The following is a 21,152-nucleotide window of genomic DNA, read 5'->3' as shown; positions in this document are numbered from 1 at the left end:
TTCTATCGTCATTTTCTTTTATCATATTCCCTGAGAGTCCTGCCTCACAATTCTCCCCAACACTCAGGCCATCTTAGCCCTCCATGACAAAAAAGCCCTTGTCCTTGCTCCATTCCACAAAAGCCAGCGATTTAATATCCCGGCAGCCTTTATCCCGCAGCCCGCTTTCCAGCCATTCCTTGTCCTTGCCGATCTTCTTCAGATTGTTCTCCAGAATGTCCCCTTCCTCTACGAGCGAGTAGGCAAAAAAAGGCTCCTCATGCGGCATCCCAAGGTCTTTCTTGGACGGCGTTTCGTAATCCGGCTTCTTCATGACGCTGAGCGACCCGTTGTTCTCAAATATAGCATACGCCACTTCTTCCAGGGCAAAAACATCCTTCTGTCGCAGCATCATCCGCAGCTGTCCGAAGTCGAGGCGGTTACGCTTCATTTCCTTCATATCAATTTTGCCGTTGCAGATCAGGATGGAGGTTGAGCCTTCGAGCGGGGCGCGCATCCGTTTGGCGTGCTGCGTCACTTTTTCGAATACATAGGATAATGCGCCCCACAGCAGCAGTCCGTAGATAAGCTCAAAGTAACGGGTGTCCTCCTGATAAATCGTATTGCCCACAATTTCACTCAGCATCATCGCGGAGACAAAATCGAAGGGAGTCAACTGGGAAATCTCCTTTTTCCCGAGCAGCCGCGTCATGATCCATAAGCCGATGAAACCGGTGACCAGCTTGATCGTAATGAATTCATAGTCCATAATACGTTCCTCCTGCAATCATTAATAAGCCACAACGAATATTAACCAATCCGCAGAGCGGTTGAAAAATGATCAGAGGACCGTAAAGGGCGGCAGTCCTTGTATCACCGCACGTTCTATGGAATAGTAATATAAGGAAAGGTTGGTGAAGGAGATGTCTCCTTGGGGAAAACTGTTTAAATGGGGTACTTTCGCTTACGAGGCTTTTCTGGCGCTTCCGTTCATCGGCGGCGCATTCGTGGTGGCCAACGCCTGGCTGCCGCTGGGGGTCGCTTTTCTGCTGCATGCCGTCGCTATTGCCGTGCTGTACAATGAGCGTGGACCCGTCGCCGGCAACATCATCGGAGTCGTTACTTCAATTATTGCCTTTATTCCAATCGTAGGCTGGATCATGCATGCCATAACCGCCCTGGTTCTGCTGATTGAGGGTATTTCGTCCGCGCGGCGGACGCCCCGCTACTAAGTCGCAAGAATCGAGGAAACACAGACAGCGGCCCGCCTCCGGGTATCCCTGGAGCGGGCCGCTGCCTTGCCAATCTGTAAATCAATGATCGTTCCATATCCAATTCATAGCGATAACTTGCAGGTCATCACCGTCCCGCAGCACGGGAATCGGGACGCCGGCTTACGGCTTCTCCGCTGTGCCGTGTGGCGTTCTCGAACCGCTTGCGTTCCGTCCGCTCCATTTGCACGATCTGGCCTTCATGCACCACGATATGCAATGAGCCGAATTCCATATTGTCCAGAAGTCCCGCAATCCTCTCCAGCCAAATTTCATCCACCTTCAGCGGTTTAGCCAATTCACTAGCCCCCTCCTCATTGCGCAGCGGGTTACCCGCTCCCACTAAATACCACCATTTCCAACCTGTATACTATGGTTTAAATTAGCACGCCGCCCATCTTCTGTCAATGACTAGTTTTACGCTGCAGCCAACTTTTAATCAGCATGGTCACGAGCGCCAGCAGCAGAAGCAGGGATGCAACCGCGAAGGAAGCGGAGAACTGATACTCGTTGTAGAGAATCTCCACATGCAGCGGGAGCGTGTTGGTCTCCCCGCGAATGTGGCCCGAGACAACCGAGACTGCGCCGAACTCGCCCATCGCCCGCGCGTTACACAGAATAATGCCGTACAGCAAGCCCCATTTAATATTGGGAAGCGTTACGCGGAAAAAGATCTGCAAGCCCTTTGCACCTAGCGTAAGCGCCGCTTCCTCCTCCTGCGTTCCCTGATCCTCCATCAGCGGGATCAATTCACGAGCCACAAATGGAAACGTTACGAACATCGTGGCGAGTACGATTCCGGGAACGGCAAACACGATTTTGATATCATGCGCATCAAGCCACGGACCAAACCAACCGTGTGCACCGAAGACCAGAACATACACGAGACCGCCGATAACCGGCGAGACGGCAAAGGGAAGATCAATTAGCGTAATAAGCATTCCCTTGCCACGAAACTTGAACTTCGCTATGGCCCAGGCGGCCACTACGCCGAACAACGTATTCAGCGGCACGCTAATGCCCGCTACCAAAAGGGTCATCCGCAGTGCGGAAGCGGCGTCCGGATCTTTCAGCGCGGCCCAGTATACATTCCAGCCCTGCTTAAGCGCCTCGGTCAGCACAATGCTCAACGGGAGCACAATCAGCCAGAGCAGCACCAGCCCGGCAGCTCCGACCAGCAGCCATTTGACCGCGGACGATTCGTTCACGGCCGCCGAAGATGCGGCCGTCTGCGACCGTCCGGCGCGAAGTGGGACAGTTCCAGCCATCCTTATTCCTCCTTAAATTTAAGTAGTTCGGGATTTAGCGTGACGCCTTGTGGGTCCAGCGCTGAAGCATATTGATCACAAGAAGCATCAGGAAGGAGATAAGGAGAAGCAGCAGCGCCACTGCCGTTGCTCCGGCATAATCGTACTGTTCCAGCTTGGACATAATGAGTAGCGGAGCGATCTCCGTCCGCATGGGCATGTTGCCCGAGATGAACACGACCGAGCCGTATTCGCCAATTCCCCGGGCAAAGGCCAGGGCAAAGCCGGTGAGCAGGGGCGGAATCAGTTCCGGCAGCAACACCTTGCGGAAGATGCGCCAGCGTCCGGCCCCAAGCGTAGCGGCCGCTTCCTCTGTATCCCGCTCCAAATCCTCCAGCACCGGTTGAACGGTACGTACGACAAAAGGAATACCGATGAACATCAGCGCCAAGGTAATGCCCAGCGGCGTAAACGCCACTTTGATGCCGAGCGGCTCAAGCAGAGAGCCGATCCAGCCATTGCCGGAATACAGCGCCGTCAGCGACACGCCTGCCACTGCCGTCGGCAGCGCGAACGGCAGGTCGATCAGGGCGTCGAAGATCCTTTTTCCCGGGAATCTGTAGCGCACCAGCACCCATGCCAGCAGCAGTCCAAGCAGACCGTCTACCAATGCGGCCGCCGCCGCCGTGGTTAGACTGACCCGGTATGAGGCCAGAACCCGGGGGTCCGTAGCCACCGACCAAAACTTCGCAAAGGTCAGTCCCGTTGAATTGAACAGCAGCGCAGCCAGCGGAATAAGCACTACAAGACTCAAGTATAAAATGCTGTACCCCATGGTCAGACCGAATCCCGGCAGCACCCCCCGCCGCGTCGCCTTAGCACTGACACTCATCGATTGTTCATCCTTTCTCCGCCTTCGGCTCCGTTCGGCCGATCAGCACCGCCATATTTCCTGCTTTTTTCTCAAGATTTCCTTATTTACCCGGCACATAGATCTGGTCAAAGACACCGCCGTCGTTAAAATGCTTCTGCTGCGTCTCTTGCCACGTTCCAAATTTATCAGCTAGCGTGAAGAGCTTGATATCCGGGAACTTGGACTTGTACTCTTCCTTAACGCTGTCAAGCGTCGGACGGTAGTAGTTCTCCGCAGCGATCTTTTGACCCTCTTCGCTGTACAGATATTTCAGGTAAGCATCCGCAACCTCGCGGGTTCCCTTCTTATCAACCACTTTATCAACCACAGCCACCGGAGGCTCAGCCAGAATGCTCTCCGAAGGATACACAATATCGAATTTATCCTTGCCCAGCTCGTTTACGGACAGATAAGCCTCGTTCTCCCAAGCAAGCAGCACATCGCCGATTCCGCGTTCCACAAAGGTTGTGGTCGCGCCGCGCGCCCCGGTATCAAGCACAGGCACATGCGTAAACAGATTCTTGAGGAATTCCTGAGCCTTGGCCTCGTCATTATTGTTATGATCCAGCGCATAACCCCAAGCTGCCAGGTAATTCCAGCGGGCGCCGCCCGATGTCTTCGGATTCGGAGTGATAACCTCTACGCCGTCCTTCAGCAGATCCGGCCAATCCTTGATGCCTTTCGGATTTCCCTTGCGAACCAGAAACACGATGGTCGAGGTGTAAGGGGAACTGTTATGCTCATATTTGCTCTGCCAGCCTTCATTAATCAGGCCTGCCGTTTGCAAAGCGTCGATATCGTAGCCAAGCGCCAGCGTCACAACATCCGCTTCCAGACCATCGAGGACAGCGCGGCTTTGTTTGCCGGAACCACCATGTGACTGTTTAATTGTCACTTTCTGTCCGGTCTCTTTCTCCCAATAAGCGGAGAAGGCTTTATTATAGTTCTCATACAATTCACGGGTAGGATCATAGGAGACGTTCAGCAGTTCCACCGGCTCCTTCGATTGTGCGGGCGACGCCGCTGCCGATGGCGCTGCGCTGCCTGCAGCCGCAGGCTCCGTCGAAGCAGAAGATCCGCTCTCCGCGCCGCTATTATTTCCGCAAGCCGTAAGGCCCGCCGTCAGCAGCAGCGCAAACCCCGTCAATAATCCCTTTTTTAACCCTTTTCTCATTTTAATCACTCCCCCATTTGATGTACCTTTGTTTTTTACAAAAACAGACAGTGGAACCCCGCTGGTACGCATACCGGCAAAGCGGCCGATGCGTTCCTTGACCTGGGTTTCGCCGTCTGTACGGTAAGAAAAAATATTTATTATTCCTACCAAATTAGTAGGTTATGAAATTATAATAATAGGCTCCTCCACTCTTGTCAATCATTTATTTTCGAGCGGAAAACAAGGATTTATCCAATAACCGGAATAACGCAGACGGGATTTGCCGCTCTTTAAGGGAAGCCGCCCTGTTTGCACTCCTGCAAGTACCACTTGTCAGACGTACGGCAAAAGACTATTATTTCTACATCTTGCTGAGGAATCCGCTTAGCAGCGAAGTTGGAGGATTAAGAATGGACCTGGAACTGGGACAGCCGCCCGCTCCGGAAAGACCCGGACGGCACAGGCGCATTGCGGAAATTTTGGTCAACCGAATCAGCGAAACATACCGCTATGATACGCGTATATGGCGCTGCGGGATTGCCGGGCCGTGGTTAATAAGCTTCGCGGCTTGTTCGGCCCTCATGCTGGGGATTCCCACCGGCCTCGGAAGGCCGGCGGATCTGATGCTGGCCGCGGGATTTGGAACGGCCATGCTGGCTGCGGCGGGCCACTTGGCAGCCGTGCTGCTCGCACTGACATCCTTGCGTCTTCCACGGCTGTTCACGGGATGTCTGCTCGGCAGCGCTGGAATTGTCATGGCCATTCTCTCTAGTGCCGATCTCACCGCCGATGCTTCCGCCGCCGTCGCCGCAGCCGCCGCCGCGCTCGGAGGGCTTGCAGGCATCGCCATCGGACTCCTGCGGATAGGCAAAATTCTCCCGGGACTACTGCTCATGGCAGCGCTGCTATCCCTTCCGCTCTTTCTGGCAGGCGGATTGCAGCTTGAATACGGTGCCGCTCGGGACAGGACGGCGGATTCCGGCCCGGTAAGTGGCACCGCTGCCTCTGGCTCTCTGGACGCGGCCAATCCGGGAACGCCAGGCGGGTATGCTTACCGGAGCTTCACCTATGGCAGCGGCAGCGACCGGCACCGGGCCGAATACGGGAGCGGGGCGGCTGTCCGCTCCTCTTCCGTGAACGCTTCTTCCTATATGAAGAAATGGTCTGCGCTCCGTACACTATTCTGGGGCTTCGACCCGGAATCGCTGCCGCTGAACGGGCGGGTATGGATGCCTGAGGGAGACGGTCCTTTCCCGCTTGTGCTTATCGTACACGGCAACCATATGATGGAGGATTTTTCGGACAAAGGTTACGCTTATCTCGGTGAACTGCTTGCGAGCCGCGGGTTCATCACCATCTCCCTGGATGAGAATTTCCTGAATTATTCGGCCTGGTCAGGCATTCCGGACGACGACTACAAGCTGCGCGCCTGGATCATTCTGAGGCATTTGGAGCAGCTCGCTTCCTTTTCAGATGCACCAGATAATCCTTTTTACGGCAAGATCGATTTTGCAAAAACAGCCCTCGTCGGGCACAGCCGCGGCGGGCAGGCAGTCGCCATGGCGGCGGACGCGCAGCGCTGGTTCAAGGACGATCCCGTGCTTAAGCCTGCTGGCCGCTTCCATATTTCGGCGGTGGCCGCGATGGCCCCCACCGACCAGACGGTAGACGGCCGGCTGGCCCAGCTCCATGATGTCAGCTATATAGCTCTCCAGGGTGCGCGGGACGGCGATGTGCATGATTTCTACGGAGACCGGCAGTATATTCGCTCATTCTATTCTGCTTACACGGATGCCTTCAAGACATCGCTGTATATTGGCGACGCGAATCACAGCCAGTTCAACAGCGACTGGGGCCTCCTTGATCTTGCGCCGCCGGCGGGGCTGTTCTTAAGCCGCAGCGGCATTATGAAAGATAAGGAGCAGAGGCAAATTGCCAAGGTGTACATTTCGGCTTTTCTGGAGCAGGCGCTGCATGGCAGCCGCGAGTATACCGGCCTGTTCCGGGATTACCGGAGCGGCCTGCAGTGGCTGCCTGCTTCGACGGCTTATTTCAATCGCTATCAGGACGGCGGATTCAGGATCATAGCAGGCTACGACGAGGATCGGAACAGGGCGACGTCGGCACCCGGCGGCGTAATTACAGCTTCTGGACTAAGCTGGACCGAGGAAATGGCCAAAGACCGCGAGGGTGGGAGCAAAGGAACATACGGAGCCTTGCTGGAACGCAGGGCAGACGAAGCGGGGGAAGCATTCTACCGCATTGCGCTGGGTGCCGGACCGGCTGCCGATGCCACGCTCTACGGAGCGGACGGCCTGTCCTTCTCCATGGCCAACCTTGGTGCCGGTTCAGTCTCCGTCCCGCCGCCGCAAATAGAGGTTGAGCTGGCCGATCTCCTCGGAGTCAAGGCGCGTCTGCCGCTCTCGGCGGTCATGACGCCCCTGCCGCTTCCGCAGACGCGGTTCGCCCGGACCCCCTGGCTGGAGAAGCGCATCAGCGGCGGCAAGTACGGCGATCTTACCGAAGCGGTCTTTCAGACTTACGAGCTTTCGTTCGATCTGTTCCATAAGCAGAATCCTTCCTTCGATCCGGCGCATGTGACGCAGATTACATTCTATCTTCTCGGCGATGGAGACGCCGTCATGCTTGACGATATCGGCTTTTATTCCGGCGGGACGCATCCTTCCCCTATACAAACAGCCTTAATCCGAATGGGCCGGATTAAGGCTGTTTTTGCATCTTCAGGTTACAGCGCTGCTGCCGCTTTGACGGTGTCCCAGGCTCCCAGTTCCCCGGCTTTGCCAACCCGGTTTTTGTCATCCAACGCAGCCAGCAGCGCTCTTCGCTCAACTTCGCTGATTCCAGCGAATTCATACTGGCCGTTCTTTAAACGATGGGCTGCTGCGGGATCTTTCATCAAGCTTTGAATGATTTCCTTTAACATGGACTATTCCCCCAATCGATTATTGCGCCAAGGTCTATTCGGCCAGGGCGGTGATACGGTTCTTCCAGTGAGCGTCGATATCCAGCTTGTCTACTATCTGCAAATAATTATAGCAATGCATTCTCATCCGTACAGAGGTATAGAGAAAGGTTCCCGTCCGTTCGACGGCCCGTTCGAATTCCTCCCTGCGGTGGCTGATCTCCTCCATCCGGAGGCGTCCTTCAAAATAATCGGCGATCCATTTGTCCTCCACAGCGATAAACTGAAGAAGATACAACGTAGACAGCGTTTTCTTACGATTCTTGAAATCGCCCCTTTCCCAATCCAGCAGATCACGGATGTCGTTCTTGATCTGATCGGCGATTCCAAGTTCCTCGGCATAGTCTCTTACTTGACTATTCCACTCGCCGGTAGCCAGGAACGTGCCGATCATGCAGGCGGCGACTACGAATGCAGCCGACTTTTGCTTGATCATGCGAAGATAATCCTCCTCGCTCCCGATATCGTTCAGCAGATCGGCCGTTTGACCGTTAATGGCCGCAAGGGTCTGGGTGTGCATAAATTGTACAGCCCCATGAATCCGTTCCAAGGGGAAGTGGCAGGTAAGCAGCATCTGTCCGGAAATGAACGCCAGCCCAAAGGCAATGTTGAGCGCAATTTCGGGGCTCATCCGGCTCCATGCCGTCAAGCTGTTGTCCTTATCCTGAAGGTCGTCGACAATATCCGCACTGAGAATCATGAGCTCAACCGCTCCGGCAGCCCGAAAAATGGAAGAACCCGTTCCTCCGAAAGCCCGGTAGTGAAGCACCGTAAGATTAGCGAAAGGCAGGTTCCCGCTCAGCTTCTCATCTATACAGGCAGCTGCTTGCTCGTACAAGTGCGGCAAGACGAAATAAGTCCGCACGCCTTCCTTGATTTCCTTACCCACCGGTTCCGCAATATCCTCCATCCTATCCCCCATTTCGGTTAAGGAATGCGACTAAAAGCGTAGTCAATGATATCTATTCGAGCCCTCATTACCATTTCCTTCTATATTCTTGGAGAACTATATAATTTTATGAAATGTTGGGCGATTCAATTCAGAATCGCAATGCAGACCGGCTTCGGCACTTCCAGTTCATTGCCCGTCGGAATCAGCCTGCCGTTCTCGCTGTCGATCGTAAACGACGTAATATTGCCGCTGTTCTGATTGGCGGCAAGCAGCAATTCTCCGGTTATGGCGAAGTTTCGCGGCGTACGCCCGCCTGTGCTCTGCCAATCCATCGCCTTCAGCAAGCCGGTTTCATCATCAACGTGGAACAGGGCGATGCTGTCGTGCCCGCGGTTGGATACATACAGGAACCGGCCGCAAGGGGAGGTATGAATATCAGCGGCGGTATCGTCGCTTCCCGCCGCGTACTGCTCCGGCAGCGTGGACAGATGCTGCCGGATTTCAAGATTCCCGGACGGCTCGCAGGCCTCAAGGACCGTTACCGTGCAGTTCAGCTCGTTGGCACAGTACAGCCGCTTTCCGCTCGGGTGGAATGCCAGATGACGGGGCCCTGAGCCGTCAGGCAGCACCACTTCTCCATGCCGGGTGAGGTTGCCACCCTCGTAACGGTAGAGCATAATCCGGTCGAGGCCGAGATCGCATACCAGTATCCGCTTATCGTTTGCGTCTGGGATTACGGAATGCGGATGCGGCGCTTCCTGCCGGTCTTCGCGAATGCCCTTGCCGGCATGAAGGACCTGGGAGGACATCTCCCCGAGCGAGCCGTCTTCATTAACCGGAAAAGCATTGACGTTGCCTCCCGAATAGTTGGAGACAAATACATAGTCCTCCTTAGGAGAGATGGAGACGTAGCAAGGAGCTCCCCCCTCTGTCCGCCGCGTGCCCAGCAGGGACAGCTTATTTGTCCCGGGATCGACGGAATACGCGCTGACCTCCCCGTCTTCCTTCTCGCTGACGGCATACAGCACATTCTCTGCATGGTTCAGCGTTATGTACGACGGATTCTCGATTCCCGAGGTTTTTTGAATGATTCTCATTTCTCCGTCCCCGGTATTCAATCCGCATAAATAAATGGACGGCTTCTCTTCGGGACTGTACGTTCCGACATAAAATAATACTTCGTCTGGTCTCTTCATAATAAGCGTCTCCTTTAACAAACGGTTGCAGGATTCTAAATCCGAGTGATTTTTGTTTCGTGCTTCCCGGCACGGAAGAGGAATTGACACCCGTATTTCGGCAAAATATGACACCTGATTGAAACCTTTCGCTTGAGGTTAATAGTTACCATCCAATACTAATACCCTTAAAGGAGCTGAAGCATGATGAGTTTCATATGGATGCTAATTGTTGGCGGTATTATTGGTTGGTTGGCAGGCCTGATCATGGGCAGAGATATTCCGGGAGGCATTATCGGCAACATTATCGCAGGTATTCTAGGCTCTTGGCTGGGCGGTTTTCTGGGCGACTGGGGTCCGCGTGTCAGTGAATTTTACGTCCTGCCGTCTTTGATCGGCGCGGTCGTTCTGATTGCAATCGTCAGCCTGGTCATGCATTCGATGGGCGGACGACGAACCCGTTCCTAATTACTTTACCCCGCAGCAGCCTGTTTACAAACATAATGCTGAGCAATATAACCGCCTGGCTTGCAGCCGGCGGTTTTTTTGCCGCTTACATTCACGGTTCGGCGATCATCGGCGGGACGCGGACGTTTAGGTGCCGAAGGCATTTTTTGCTATAATGTACATACTCCACTTTTAATTCAGAGAGGAACGTGAATCATGGGCAGCATCAATCCGTCGTTACTGCATATCGGCTCCACCTTGGGCGCGCTGCTGATGGCGCTGATGGTTATTTTTATCCGATTAAAAGCAAGCGACCGCCCCGTTACCCTCCGCAAAATTCTTATTCCGCCGCTGGGTATGTCGACCGGCTTCATCATGTTTGCCGTTCCCGAGGTCAGGGTTCCTCTATGGTGGGCGCTTGCCGCTTTTCTAGCGGGATGGTTTGTTTTTGCTTATCCGCTTATTAAAACGACCACCTTCCACGAAAAGGAAGGGTTGGTTTACGCCAAACGCTCAAAGAGCTTCATTCTTGTTCTGCTCGGACTGCTTCTGTTCCGCACGCTGCTGCATGAATTCATCGACCGCTACATATCCATTCCGCAGTCAGGCGGTTTATTCTTTATTCTGGCATTCGGAATGATTCTGCATTGGAGGGTGTTTATGTTTAGAACCTACCGTAAGCTCGTTCCGCAGGATGCACTTTTTTCGCGGTAGCAGAGCCGGCTTTATCTCTGTGAGGCATTTCAGCAGCGCCGATCCGGAAGTTCCCACTATCCGCATTGAGGCCGTAACAGAATTACGCCAATATCACTTTCCGCATGGCTTCCATGCGGTTTTTGCGCATGTATGCAAGGTTTCTCCAGAGGCCTGGATTACGCGTTGTGCGGCAAGCGAAGCATGTACCTTTTTTCACCCATGTCAGGTAACTTGCGGGTATTTAGGGTAAAATGAAGTCACAGACCGAGTCTTTCGGATAAACCAGGCTTTAGCCATTTTTATAAGAGAGCGAGGATGGGCAGATGAAAAGAAAATCAAGAAAAGTGGCGATCGTCGGTTCCGGATTGGTCGGCTCCAGCTGCGCCTATTCCATGGTCAACCAAGCGATTTGCGATGAAATTATGATGGTCGACCGTACATATGACCGCGCAATGGCGCAGGCGCTTGATCTTTCGCATTGTACGGATTTTATGGGTACGCGGACCAAAGTATACGCCGGAACTACAAGCGATTGCGCCGGCATGGATATTGTAATCTTAACGGCAGGAGCTAATCCGAAGCCCGGGCAGACGCGGCTTGATGTGCTGGACGACGCGAAGACCATTACCCGAAGCATCGTTACGCCGATTGTGGAGAGCGGATTCGACGGTATTTTTGTGATTGCGGCCAATCCGGTCGATATTGTGACCTATCTCGTCTGGCAAATCTCCGGCCTGCCGCGCCACAGGGTAATCGGAACGGGGACATCCATCGATTCGTCCAGACTGAAGACGCTGCTGTCCGAGGTATTCTCCATCGATCCCCGCAGCGTGAACGGCTATGCGCTCGGCGAGCATGGCGAATCGCAGTTTGTGGCCTGGTCGCATGTGACCATCGGCGGCAAGCCGATCCTGCATATTCTGGACCAGCACCGCGAACGGTTCAAGCATCTGGACCTCGGTGATCTCGCCCGCAAGACCAGGGATGCCGGCTGGGAGATTTACACCCGCAAGGGCTCAACGCATTTTGGAATCGGCAGCGCGCTGGCGTATATCGCCCGCTCTATCCTGAACGACGAGCATAAAATCATTGCCGTGTCCGCCATCCTGGACGGAGAATACGGACAGAAGGGCATCTGTACCGGCGTGCCCGCCATCATTGCGGGAGAAGGCATACAAGAGTTGATCGAGCTGAATCTAAACGAGGAAGAGACCGCCAAATTTACCGCCTCGTGCGATATTATCCGCCGCGGTATCGAAAGTCTGACTCCTAGTTGAAGACTTCACGAAAGATACAGCGATTCTTGGAGCATTAAGTAAAAGAACCACCGGAAATGGCATCCACATGGATAGCCATTCCGGTGGTTTTTTAATGATTTTGATCAGGCTCGGTCTGGAACTTAACCCTCCACAGAGGGTGCGCGAAGCGCCCGCATGCTGTTGAGCACCGCAAGCACCGTCACGCCGACATCGGAGAATACCGCTTCCCACATCGTCGCGATGCCGAACGCTCCAAGCAGCAGAAAGACCGCCTTGATCCCGAGCGCGAATATAATATTCTGCCATACAATCGTCCGGGTGCGGCGGGCGATGCCGATCGCAGCCGCAATCTTGGACGGCTCGTCGGTCATAATGACGATGTCCGCCGCCTCGATGGCGGCATCCGATCCAAGCCCCCCCATAGCGATCCCAACATCCGCTCTCGCCAGAACGGGCGTATCGTTGATGCCGTCGCCGACAAAAGCGATTTTCTCCCGGCCCGTCTTTTGGGATTCAAGGCGTTCGATCTGTTCCACCTTATGCTGGGGCAGAAGCTCGGCATGGATTTCACCGACGCCCAGCCGCTTCCCAACATCCTCGGCCACCGCCGAAGAATCGCCGGTCAGCATCACCGTCTTGGCAACGCCGATTTTGCGGAGAGCGGAAATCGCCCGGGCCGCATCCTCCTTCACTTCGTCGGCAATGACGAGACTGCCGGCATATTTGCCGTCCATAGCCAGATGTACGATCGTTCCGGCTCCGTCCGGCTGCCGGAATGCGATGCCTTCCCGTTCCATAAGACGCGCGTTCCCCGCGAGCACTATACGGCCTTCAACAGCTGCCCGGATTCCATGGCCGGATATTTCATTGTAGTCGGTAACGGCGTTTGCGGCGATGCGCTGACCGTAAGCAGCGACAATTGATTCCGCGATCGGATGGCCCGAATGACTCTCTGCGTAAGCAGCCAGCCGCAGCAGCTCACTCTCTGCCATGCCTTCTGCCGGATGAAGATCCGTCACCTTGAACTGTCCCTTGGTCAGCGTGCCCGTCTTGTCGAAGACTACGGTCTTGACATCGTTCAGCGCCTCCAGGTAGTTGCTGCCTTTGATCAGGATGCCGCTGCGCGATGCCGCCCCAATACCGCCGAAGAAGCCGAGCGGAATCGATACGACGAGGGCGCATGGGCAGGAGATCACGAGGAAGACCAGCGCCCGGTAAATCCAGTCGGAGAAGGTCGACCCGCTGATTAGCAGTGGAGGAACCACGGCGAGCAGCGCGGCCGTAATGACGACAACGGGCGTGTAGCTCCGGGCGAACCGGGTAATGAAGTTCTCGGTCTTGGCCTTGTTGTTCGACGCGTTCTGCACCAGCTCCAAAATTTTGGAAACCGCCGATTCCTCAAACGTCTGGGTTACCTCTACGGCGATGACGCCGTTCTTGTTAATGAATCCGCTCAGTACCGCGCTTCCCGGCTCAGCCGACCGCGGAACCGATTCGCCGGTCAGCGCCGAGGTGTCCATCATGGCGCTGCCTTCGATGACCGTTCCGTCAAGCGGAACCTTCTCGCCCGGCTGCACGACGATAATATCTCCGATATTCACCTGCTCCGGAGACACGATTCTCGTCTCTTCCCCGGTCCGCAGGCGCGCCGTTTCCGGCCGGATATCCATCAGCGCCGTGATGGAGCGCCGGGAACGGTTGACCGCAAGGCCCTGGAACAGCTCGCCAACCTGATAAAACAGCATGACGGCGACGCCTTCCGGGTACTGGCCAATCGCGAACGCGCCGATAGTCGCCAGCGCCATCAGAAAGTTCTCGTCAAATACTTGTCCCCGCGCAATATTTCTCACGGCCTGCCAGACGACATTTCCGCCTGCCGCCAAGTAAGCCAGAAGGAAGAGGGCAAGCTCCCAGTAACCGCCGACAGGGATGAGGTAACCGGCGGCGGCAAGCGCCGCACCGGCCCCGAGGCGCAGCACCGTCCGCCGCGTCTCTCCCTCGCCATGGCTGTCCGAATGTCCGTGCACGTGGCCTTCTTCTCCGGCATTTACGTGTTCATGTCCATCCTCGTGTTCATGTCCATGCGCTTCGCGGTGACTCCGAACTTGAACGTTTCCGCGAACCGTTCCACTATAAGCGGCTGACCGGGAGACCGCCGCGGCTCTCTTCTCCAGCAGCCGCACATGCGGTTCAAGCGAGGTTACCGTCCGCTCCACCTGTGAAACACCCGTCTCCGGAAAGCTGCTGTCCGTTTCCATCGTCAGCGTCTTGGTTGCAAAATTGACCGAACAGGAAGCGACCCCGTCCATCTTGCTCACCCGATTCTCGATTTTCATCGCACAATTCGCGCAGTCCAATCCTTCCAGTATCCATTGGCGTTTGACCGTCGGCTCTATCGTATTCAATCTCCCCAACCCCTTCCGTAACGCTTACGATTAATATATGAGCAACTGTTCATATGTCTTTACCGACATTATATTCCTATCCCATTCGAGGTGTCAATCGGTAATGAGCGCTTGACGTCGATGAAATTTTCGTTATGATAAATATATCAACTAGATATATCTAATCGATATAAAGGAGTGCTATATGCTGGAATATGTTCTTTTGGGAATGCTGATGGAAGGCCAAATGAGCGGCTATGATTTGAAGAAGACCATCGACAGCACGGTCGGCCATTTCTACGCGGCAAGCTTCGGAAGCCTTTATCCCGCTTTGAAGAGGATGGTGGATAAGGGTTATGTATCCGTGTTTGAGACCGCGGACAGCAAGAACAAGAAGCTATACTCCCTGCTGCCTGAAGGAAAAAAAGCTTTTCTCAAATGGCTGGAAGAACCGCAAGCCGCAAGCCGTGAGCAGCTCATCCGGATTTTCTTTTTCGACTATTTGGATGAGGAAGTCCGTCTGCGGCGTCTGCAAGAGTACCTGTACGCGGCCGAACATGAGATCCGCGCGCTGGAAGCGGTACAGAGCATAGTAGAGGGCGAACTGGCCGGGATCGAGCGTCCCGAAGACTATTATTACCGAGTGTCTGTGCTGGGATATGGACTCAGCCATGCGCGAATGCAAAAACAGTGGATCAAGGATATTATGGAGAGGAAGGATTTAGGACATGTCAAACCAAGAAACTAAGAGGTCATTTTCGCAAAAACATCCCGTGCTCGCCGTCGTGATCATTGAAGTTCTGTTGCTGTTATCCGTAACCGCAGCGGGCGCCTACGCCACGATCAAGCAGCTAAGCTATACATCGCCCGTGCTGCTCTCATTTATCCCTATCGCCGCAGTGTTGATCCTGTATTTTTCCCTGAAGAAAAAATGGGGATACTACGGTTTCCGTTCGCTGGCTTCGATTCCCAAGGAGAGACTGATTGATTACGCACCGCTTCTGGCCGTGCTGGTCATCGTCGCCCTGAAGGGCTTCCGTCCAATCGGCGTTTCCGAACTGCTGTTTTATTTCTTTTTCACCCTGCTTGTCGGCTTTGTGGAAGAGAGTATTTACCGCGGCATGATTCTGAATATTTTGCTGCCCAAGGGGGTCAAAACGGCGGTCATCACCTCGTCTCTCCTCTTTTCCGTCACGCATGTGCTAAATGCCCTTTCCGGACAAAACGCGGTCCAAACCGCGCTGCAAATTGTGTATGCCTTGCTGATCGGCGGCGCGCTTGCGCTTTTGATGGTGCGGAACCGCAATATTCTGCCGCTGATCCTGTTTCACTTTTTACATAACTTTATCCAATTTGTCGGCAACGACAACAGCGACGCCTACCTCGGCTATGACATAACCATTCTGGCGCTGATTGCGCTGTACTGCGTCTGGCTGGGACTGAGCTTGAAAAAGACGGTCTCCACACACCCGGCGGAACACAGCTTCAACTAGTTGGCAAACGGCAAAAAAACGGCAGCAGACCGAAAGGGCCTTCTGCCGTTTTGCTTGCTTATCTATAAGGTATGCACCGAGCACCTTATTCCTGTTCCTATTCGTGTCTGATATGCTCATGCGTCTGCAAAAAGATCTGCTCGACATGCGCGTCATTCAGCGAATAAAATACGGTCTTGCCTTCTTTACGCCGCTTCACGATCCGCAAGTTCCGCAAATAGCGAAGCTGGTGGGACACCGCCGACTGACCCATGTCCAAAATAGCCGACAGATCATGCACACAAAGCTCCTGGCGGGACAATGCGTAAATCAGCCTAACCCTTGTCGGGTCCCCGAGCGCCTTGAACAGTTCCGCCATCTTGTCAGTGGTTGCCCTTTCCGGCAGGGTTAACCGGATATTCTCGGGAGAAACCTCCGAGCCGTTACAGGTGTTGTCGCATTCTTCGATAGCCGCCGGTTTCATCCGCTTCGCCTCCTTGCAGCCGGTCCGGCCTGATCAGCCGCCGCTCTTACACCATTATAAGAAAAAAAGAGGGCGAATGTCCATTAAGGAGACCTGCCTGATCATGACTGCCCCCATTCTTAAATCCCGTATTTAAAGGCGGCGAGTGGAAAAAGATCCGGCTTTGCCATCATCCGGCGGGCTGTTCACACCGGTTCACACCGCCTTGCGGCGGAAAGACAGCAGACCCGCCGCAAGGAAGACAACAAAGCTGCCCAGCACAACGATCAGCAGGCTCTCAAGCGGCAGATTGAACGCTCCACGGTCCGTCTGTCCATGGGGAATCATAGCCAGCAGCGGCTGTACCCATGGATAATAAGGGCCGTAGGTGGCCGAGTTCGCAATTAAAATATTGGGCAGCGTAAAGCTGACGTTCAGCGCAAGCGGCGCGGCGAAGCTGCTCCACGCCTGGGAAACGGCCATTTGGAGCGCCGCAAGCGGCAGGCAGGCCACCCAACTGGCGGCAATGCTTCCCAAGATGGACTCCCACGGAATGGGGGTCCCCAGTCCCCGGAACAACCCCGTTCCGATGACCGCGGCCATGAAGACGGACTGGGTTGCTGCGAGCAGCAGAGCAGCCATCGTGAACTTGGCGATGTATACAGCCGTCCGCGAGACCGGCAGCGCCAGCAGCGCTTTCCAGCCGCCGTCCAGATGCTCGTGACGGCACAGCATGGCGGCGTACAGCCCGGACAGGATCGGCAGAAACAACGCAGCGTGAAGCATCGACATAACCGTAAGCAATATTGTCCAGTCCGGCTTTCCGTTTCCGCCCGCCGGAGAAGCGGCGAACAGCCCCATCAGTACCGCAGCGGCAGGACTGGCCAGCACAAGCAGCCATATATAGGAGCCGGACAGCTTCAATCTTTCGGCTGACAGTATTCTCAGAAACATCTTCATGCTGTCAGCTCACATCCTTCCTTGCGAAATGCGCCGCTCCCGGCAGCAATACCAGCAGGCCCAGCGCGAGTCCCGCCCCTGCAAAATAAAGACGGTGCGGACCGCTCCACGCGAGGTACGGCCAGTTAATCGGCAGCCATTCCGATAGGGTGGTCGTAAAAGGCGACACAATAGCACAAATCACGCCGATTGAAACCGGCAGCGCCTGATTCCGGAAGGCCAGCGACAGCCACAGCTGAAGCGCGATAAAGGGCATAACGGCGGCGCAGGACAGAAAGCCAATGCGCAGAATGTCATAGACCGGAATTTCGGAAGCCCCGAAGCCGAAAATCAGACCGAGCGCCGTAACGAAGCCGGAGAGCAGCAGACAGGACACGGCCAGCAGCAGCAGGCACAGCAGCAGCTTGGATGCGAATACCGCTATGCGCGAGACCGGCAGGGCGAGAAGCTGCTTCCACGCGCTGGTCTGGTGCTCAATATTGGACATTAGGGAGCAGACCAGCGTACCGCCCAGAAAAAGTGCCACAGGTACAAACTGCACGGTGTTATCCAGCAGTCCGCCCCATAAGTCCCCGGCATATCTCTGCTTCATATAATCGAAGCGGAGGCCGAAATTGAGCGCCTGCAGCGCTGTAACGCCGAGGGGCCCCACAAGCACAAGAAGCCAGAGGCCCTTGCCCCGGATTTTCAGCCAATCGGCCGCGAGCAGCCTGCTCATCACAGCCCCTCCCTTTCCACAACCTGCAGAAAGAATTCCTCAAGAGACTGCCGCTGCTCCTCCACACGGTATATGGCGTGTCCTTGCTCTACCAGAGCCTTGACCAGCAAGGCGACCTGCGCATCGTTCATTCCGGAGAAGCGGAGTTCGCCTGTGCGCAGCATGCCGTCATATCCTCTGCGGCAAGCTTCCTCCAAGGCGGCCTCCGGCTCCGACACGACCAGCCGCATCTCTCCCGCCGAACGCTGGCGGAGATGGGTAATCGTGTCCTGGTAGATCATCCGGCCTTGTCGGATGATGCCGACCGTTCCCGCCATCTGCTCGATTTCGCTCAGCAGATGGCTGGATACGAGCACGGTAATGCCGTGCTCCTGCGGCAGCGACATGATCAGGCTGCGGATCTCCTGAATGCCGGACGGGTCGAGCCCGTTCGTCGGCTCATCCAGAATGAGCAGCTCGGGGCTGCCGAGCAGCGCGGCGGCGATGCCGAGCCGCTGCTTCATGCCGAGCGAGAATCCCTTGACCGGACGCTTCTCTTCTCCGGTCAGGGAGACGATATCCAGCACCTCGGCGATGCGGCGTTTCGGCACGCCGAGAATGCGGCGGATCGCCTCCAGGTTCTCCACTGCCGACAAATGGCCGTAGTAGGAAGGCGATTCGACAAGCGAGCCGACTCTCCGCAGAATATCCAGTCTCTCCTTTCGGAGATCTTTGCCGAAGATTTCGACGCGCCCCTCCGTCGGCGCGATCAGACCGAGCAGCATACGGATCGTCGTCGTCTTGCCCGCGCCGTTCGGCCCGAGAAACCCGTAAATCTCGCCTTTCCCGATGCTCAGATCCAGATGATCCACCGCCATCCGGCCGCGGTATTTTTTCACCAGTTCCGTCGTTTGAATAACCGTTTCCATGTCTCTCTTCACCTCGGTAACCAGCATACCGCCCCAAGGTTAAAGAAGACTTCCCGTGAAGTTTAAGTTTTGTTTAAATTGTTCCGCTCTTTCGGAAAAATGAAGACCGAGGTTCCTTCGGGAGTGCTGTCAGCCGTCCAGGCAAGCTCCATGCGGGACAGCAGCATATCGACAATAGCGAGTCCGAGCCCCGCTCCTTTCACCGGAGAATCTTCGCCTAAGCCCCTTCCGCGGTCACGAATGACCACAGTGCGTGTGCCATTGCGGTCCTCGGCGGCAATCCCGACATAACCGCCGCCCTTGGCATGGCGCACGATGTTCTGATGCAGATTGTCCAGCACACGCCTGAACCAGATCTCATCGACCTCCCAGTACAAGGGCTCACCCTCCAGTTCGATATCAACCTCCATGCCTTCCTTGATCCATATCGGGTACCACGCCGCAGCGCTTTCCCGAAGCAGCCTGAGAATATCCTTGCGCTCCGGCGACAGCTTCACCCTGCCGCTTGCAAGCAGATTATAACTTAGCAGGTTGTCGATCAGAACGCCAAGGCCGGCGATGCGCTCATCCATCAGATTGAGCGATTCTCTTCCCTGCAAGGACAGCGGTTCCTTGCCGACCTCGAACAAATGACTGCGCACAACCGTAAGCGGCGTGCGCAGATCGTGGGACAGATCGGCGATCAGCCGCTTGCGCAGCTCCTCTTCCTCCCGCTCTCTGCGCCGGCTGTCCTTAAGCTCCGCAACCATCGTATTGAATGCCTCCTCCAGCAGACCCACCTCATCGGGCTTGCCCTTTGGTATCGCTGCCGGGAGGCCGTCCCTGCCGTCAAGGGTCATCGCGGTTTGCAGCCGCAGCAGCCGTCTGCGGATTCTGGCGAAGAACAGCCAGGATACCGCCGCGAACCCGATGAACAGGACGAGTAGTACCGCAACATACCCCAAAGTCGGAAAATTGCTTGCGTCTTTCCGCAGCACGGACCTCGGAACCATCATGGCCATGAAGCCTTCGCCGGCATCGGAACGGTCGCCGATAAAAGCGACAATAGTCAGCGGATCACGATTGATGCTTTCTTTCATAAAGGCGATCGCCGAAGAAACCGTCCATGTCCCCGGGACGGAGGTCTCCTTGTCGGAGGCGCTCCCGCGCGCCTTCTTCTGCGCAGGAAGCGACAGCCGGGTGACCCCGGTTCCGTCCACCCAGAACATAGAAGCGTATTGGTAACTCCCGCCCAGTTCCCTTATGCGCGTGTCAATCTCCCGGGGAGATTTGCCCGCAAGCAGACGAGCCGCTTCATGCCATCTATTCTCCAAGTTGGCAGTGCTGGAGTAGAGCTCCAGCTCGGCCTTCGTTCTGTCGTCTCGCCGTATCTCAAACCAGTGGCTGGAAAGGGAAACTAAGATGATATTAAGAGTAAGGATAACGGGCAAGAACATCACGGCTGCCGCGATAATCAGCATGTACCGCGACAACAGCGATTGGCGGAATCCAGGAAGACGTCCTCGGGTTCTGTTCCTTCTTATCATGCCTTGACCCTGTATCCGATGCCCCGGACCGTCTCAATAATTTCCGGCATTGCAGGGTCTTTCTCCAGCTTTTCGCGCAAATAACGGATATGTACCATCAGGGTCTTGTCCCCTTCCATATAGGGCTCCCCCCAGACCGCTTCATAAATTTGTTCTTTGGTCATAATCTGGCCGAGGTGGCGCAAGAGGTAAAAGAAAATCTGAAACTGCTTGCCCGTCAGCGGTATTTCTTCCCCGCTCTCCGCCAGAACAATCCGGTTCTCCTCTTCATAGACGGTTAGATGCCCCAGTGAAAGCGGCGAAGATGAAATGCTGCCCGCACGCCGCAGCAAAACCCCGATTCTCGCGGCAAGCTCATCCGGATGAAACGGTTTGGTCAAATAATCATCGGCGAACCCCAGACCCTGAAGCTTGTCGTCGATGGACGTTCTCGCTGAGAGCATCAGAATGGGAATGTCAGGAAAAATCTTCTTTAATCGCTGGCCCACCGTGAATCCGTCCAATCCCGGCAGCATGACATCCAGAATAACCAACTGGCAGCCATCCGCCTCTTCCACGGCCCGTTCTCCACTCTGCAGCCAACGGACGGCATAGCCGCGATCCTTCAGATCTCTGGCGACGGGACCGGCAATTTGCGGATCGTCCTCGATATACAGCAAAGTGCCGCTCATGGCAGCACCTCCTTCTTGCCCTTCGTGCTGGC

Annotated in this window: 21 protein-coding genes; 6 read left to right on the top strand and 15 right to left on the bottom strand. The window is 55.3% G+C overall.

Translation table 11 applies throughout. The features are described 5' to 3' along the window. Positions 1-73: 73 nt before the first annotated feature. Positions 74-748 (bottom strand): DUF421 domain-containing protein, encoded by a 675-nt coding sequence (locus KP014_RS05185; protein ID WP_036601611.1) that lies wholly within the window; start codon positions 746-748, stop codon positions 74-76. A 154-nt stretch (positions 749-902) separates the two neighbouring features. Here KP014_RS05185 and KP014_RS05180 point away from each other — a divergent pair, with 154 nt between their 5' ends. Next, positions 903-1,211 carry a hypothetical protein gene (locus tag KP014_RS05180; RefSeq protein ID WP_036601619.1) on the top strand — a complete coding sequence of 103 codons (309 nt, stop codon included), beginning with the start codon at positions 903-905 and terminating at the stop codon, positions 1,209-1,211. 127 nt (positions 1,212-1,338) lie between these two features. Here KP014_RS05180 and KP014_RS05175 read toward each other — a convergent pair whose 3' ends face one another. From KP014_RS05175 to KP014_RS05145, 7 genes are all read right to left on the bottom strand, one after another. Then, entirely contained in the window at positions 1,339-1,548 is a 210-nt protein-coding gene (locus tag KP014_RS05175; protein WP_090834252.1) for a YezD family protein, read from the bottom strand. Positions 1,549-1,654: 106 nt separating this feature from the next. After that, positions 1,655-2,518, bottom strand: coding sequence for a sulfate ABC transporter permease subunit CysW (cysW, locus tag KP014_RS05170; protein ID WP_036594220.1), 864 nt, complete (start codon positions 2,516-2,518; stop codon positions 1,655-1,657). 34 nt (positions 2,519-2,552) lie between these two features. Next, on the bottom strand, positions 2,553-3,389 hold the full coding sequence (cysT, locus tag KP014_RS05165) for a sulfate ABC transporter permease subunit CysT (protein WP_090834251.1): 837 nt from the start codon (positions 3,387-3,389) through the stop codon (positions 2,553-2,555). Between the two features lie 82 nt (positions 3,390-3,471). Further along, on the bottom strand, positions 3,472-4,584 hold the full coding sequence (locus tag KP014_RS05160) for a sulfate ABC transporter substrate-binding protein (RefSeq protein WP_036587350.1): 1,113 nt from the start codon (positions 4,582-4,584) through the stop codon (positions 3,472-3,474). A 2,728-nt stretch (positions 4,585-7,312) separates the two neighbouring features. Next, positions 7,313-7,483 carry a hypothetical protein gene (locus KP014_RS29315; protein ID WP_367888862.1) on the bottom strand — a complete coding sequence of 57 codons (171 nt, stop codon included), beginning with the start codon at positions 7,481-7,483 and terminating at the stop codon, positions 7,313-7,315. A gap of 61 nt (positions 7,484-7,544) precedes the next feature. Next, complete coding sequence (locus KP014_RS05150; RefSeq protein WP_036594432.1) at positions 7,545-8,459, bottom strand: polyprenyl synthetase family protein; 915 nt, start codon at positions 8,457-8,459, stop codon at positions 7,545-7,547. A 125-nt stretch (positions 8,460-8,584) separates the two neighbouring features. Next, the gene (locus tag KP014_RS05145) at positions 8,585-9,637 is read right to left on the bottom strand and encodes a lactonase family protein (RefSeq protein WP_036594430.1); all 1,053 of its coding nucleotides are present in this window, start codon (positions 9,635-9,637) and stop codon (positions 8,585-8,587) included. Positions 9,638-9,823: 186 nt separating this feature from the next. Between KP014_RS05145 and KP014_RS05140 the strand changes: the two genes are divergently transcribed. From KP014_RS05140 to KP014_RS05130, 3 genes are all read left to right on the top strand, one after another. Further along, the gene (locus tag KP014_RS05140) at positions 9,824-10,084 is read left to right on the top strand and encodes a GlsB/YeaQ/YmgE family stress response membrane protein (protein ID WP_036594441.1); all 261 of its coding nucleotides are present in this window, start codon (positions 9,824-9,826) and stop codon (positions 10,082-10,084) included. A 195-nt stretch (positions 10,085-10,279) separates the two neighbouring features. Then, positions 10,280-10,777 carry a CcdC family protein gene (locus tag KP014_RS05135; RefSeq protein ID WP_036594429.1) on the top strand — a complete coding sequence of 166 codons (498 nt, stop codon included), beginning with the start codon at positions 10,280-10,282 and terminating at the stop codon, positions 10,775-10,777. A gap of 305 nt (positions 10,778-11,082) precedes the next feature. Next, a complete protein-coding gene (locus KP014_RS05130) occupies positions 11,083-12,036 on the top strand; it encodes an L-lactate dehydrogenase (protein WP_036594427.1) in 954 nt (317 codons plus the stop codon). A 122-nt stretch (positions 12,037-12,158) separates the two neighbouring features. Here the strand turns inward: KP014_RS05130 and KP014_RS05125 are convergent, their stop codons facing one another. Next, positions 12,159-14,414: a heavy metal translocating P-type ATPase gene (locus KP014_RS05125; RefSeq protein ID WP_036594438.1), complete on the bottom strand. Its 2,256-nt coding sequence runs from the start codon at positions 14,412-14,414 to the stop codon at positions 12,159-12,161. A 193-nt stretch (positions 14,415-14,607) separates the two neighbouring features. Here KP014_RS05125 and KP014_RS05120 point away from each other — a divergent pair, with 193 nt between their 5' ends. Both KP014_RS05120 and KP014_RS05115 read left to right on the top strand, forming a co-directional pair. Beyond that, complete coding sequence (locus KP014_RS05120; protein ID WP_036594424.1) at positions 14,608-15,150, top strand: PadR family transcriptional regulator; 543 nt, start codon at positions 14,608-14,610, stop codon at positions 15,148-15,150. Then, entirely contained in the window at positions 15,131-15,895 is a 765-nt protein-coding gene (locus KP014_RS05115) for a CPBP family intramembrane glutamic endopeptidase (RefSeq protein WP_036594422.1), read from the top strand. The genes KP014_RS05120 and KP014_RS05115 overlap by 20 nt, the downstream gene beginning before the upstream one ends. A gap of 97 nt (positions 15,896-15,992) precedes the next feature. Here the strand turns inward: KP014_RS05115 and KP014_RS05110 are convergent, their stop codons facing one another. From KP014_RS05110 to KP014_RS05085, 6 genes are all read right to left on the bottom strand, one after another. Then, positions 15,993-16,358, bottom strand: a complete 366-nt coding sequence (locus tag KP014_RS05110) for an ArsR/SmtB family transcription factor (RefSeq protein WP_036594420.1) — start codon at positions 16,356-16,358, stop codon at positions 15,993-15,995. Between the two features lie 195 nt (positions 16,359-16,553). Continuing rightward, positions 16,554-17,297, bottom strand: a complete 744-nt coding sequence (locus KP014_RS05105) for an ABC transporter permease (RefSeq protein ID WP_090834247.1) — start codon at positions 17,295-17,297, stop codon at positions 16,554-16,556. A gap of 4 nt (positions 17,298-17,301) precedes the next feature. Next, entirely contained in the window at positions 17,302-18,015 is a 714-nt protein-coding gene (locus KP014_RS05100) for an ABC transporter permease (RefSeq protein WP_343223048.1), read from the bottom strand. Then, positions 18,015-18,950 carry an ABC transporter ATP-binding protein gene (locus KP014_RS05095; protein WP_246590641.1) on the bottom strand — a complete coding sequence of 312 codons (936 nt, stop codon included), beginning with the start codon at positions 18,948-18,950 and terminating at the stop codon, positions 18,015-18,017. Before KP014_RS05095 ends, KP014_RS05100 begins: the two co-directional genes overlap by 1 nt. A gap of 35 nt (positions 18,951-18,985) precedes the next feature. Continuing rightward, positions 18,986-20,449 carry a sensor histidine kinase gene (locus KP014_RS05090; protein WP_246590640.1) on the bottom strand — a complete coding sequence of 488 codons (1,464 nt, stop codon included), beginning with the start codon at positions 20,447-20,449 and terminating at the stop codon, positions 18,986-18,988. Next, positions 20,446-21,120, bottom strand: a complete 675-nt coding sequence (locus tag KP014_RS05085) for a response regulator transcription factor (RefSeq protein ID WP_036600110.1) — start codon at positions 21,118-21,120, stop codon at positions 20,446-20,448. The genes KP014_RS05090 and KP014_RS05085 overlap by 4 nt, the downstream gene beginning before the upstream one ends. Positions 21,121-21,152: the final 32 nt, after the last annotated feature.

Source organism: Paenibacillus sophorae, from assembly GCF_018966525.1.
Lineage (GTDB): Bacteria > Bacillota > Bacilli > Paenibacillales > Paenibacillaceae > Paenibacillus_AQ > Paenibacillus_AQ sophorae.
The sequence above is the reverse complement of the archived record's forward strand: the minus strand, read 5'-3'. Positions and strand labels throughout refer to the sequence as shown.